Annotated in this window: 1 protein-coding gene; it reads left to right on the plus strand. The window is 36.9% G+C overall.

Going from position 1 to position 1,221, the window contains the following annotated elements; genetic code table 11:
• Nucleotides 1-18 precede the first annotated feature (18 nt).
• Nucleotides 19-1,212: an elongation factor Tu gene (gene tuf / locus CLOBL_RS27275; RefSeq protein ID WP_077861847.1), complete on the plus strand. Its 1,194-nt coding sequence runs from the start codon at nucleotides 19-21 to the stop codon at nucleotides 1,210-1,212.
• The last annotated feature ends 9 nt before the right edge of the window (nucleotides 1,213-1,221 follow it).

Here is a 1,221-nt window from a genome sequence, read left to right on the forward strand (position 1 = left end):
AAAGGGAGGAAAATTATAATGGCAAAAGCAAAGTATGAAAGAAGTAAGCCACACGTTAATATTGGAACAATAGGTCACGTAGACCATGGTAAGACAACATTAACAGCAGCAATCACAACAGTATTAGCAAATAAGGGATTTGCAGAAGCATTTAACTATGCAGATATTGATAAGGCTCCAGAAGAAAAAGAAAGAGGAATCACAATCAATACAGCGCACGTTGAATACCAAACAGAGAACAGACATTACGCTCACGTTGACTGTCCAGGACATGCTGACTATGTAAAGAACATGATCACAGGAGCAGCACAAATGGATGGAGCTATCTTAGTTGTATCAGCAGCAGATGGTCCAATGCCACAAACAAGAGAACATATCTTACTTGGATCAAGAGTAGGTATCCAATATATAGTAGTATTCTTAAATAAAGCAGATATGGTAGATGATCCAGAATTATTAGAATTAGTTGAAATGGAAGTAAGAGAATTATTAAGTGAATATGACTTCCCAGGAGATGATATTCCAGTAATAACAGGATCAGCATTAAAAGCATTAGAAAACCCAACAGATGAAGAAGCAATTAAGCCAATAATGGACTTAATGGAAGCAGTAGATAGCTATATCCCAACTCCAGAAAGAGCAACAGATAAAGCATTCTTAATGCCAATCGAAGATGTCTTCACAATTACAGGAAGAGGAACAGTTGCAACAGGAAGAGTTGAAGCTGGAGTACTTCATGTAGGAGACGAAGTAGAAATCGTTGGATTAACAGAAGAAAAGAAGAAGGTTGTAGTAACTGGAATCGAAATGTTCAGAAAGTTATTAGACGAAGCGCAAGCAGGAGATAATATCGGAGCATTATTAAGAGGAGTTCAAAGAACTGATATTGAAAGAGGTCAAGTATTATCAAAACCAAATTCAGTACACCCTCACACAAAGTTTGTAGGTCAAGTATACGTACTTAAAAAAGAAGAAGGTGGAAGACATACTCCATTCTTTGATGGATATAGACCACAATTCTATTTCAGAACAACAGACGTTACAGGATCAATAAAGTTACCAGATGGAATGGAAATGGTAATGCCTGGAGATCACATCGACATGAACGTTGAATTAATCACACCAATCGCAATGGATGAAGGATTAAGATTCGCTATCAGAGAAGGTGGAAGAACTGTAGGTTCTGGAGTTGTTACTAGCATAGTAGAATAATAAAATTAA

The organism is Clostridium sp. BL-8 (assembly GCF_002006495.1).
Classification (GTDB): domain Bacteria; phylum Bacillota; class Clostridia; order Clostridiales; family Clostridiaceae; genus Clostridium.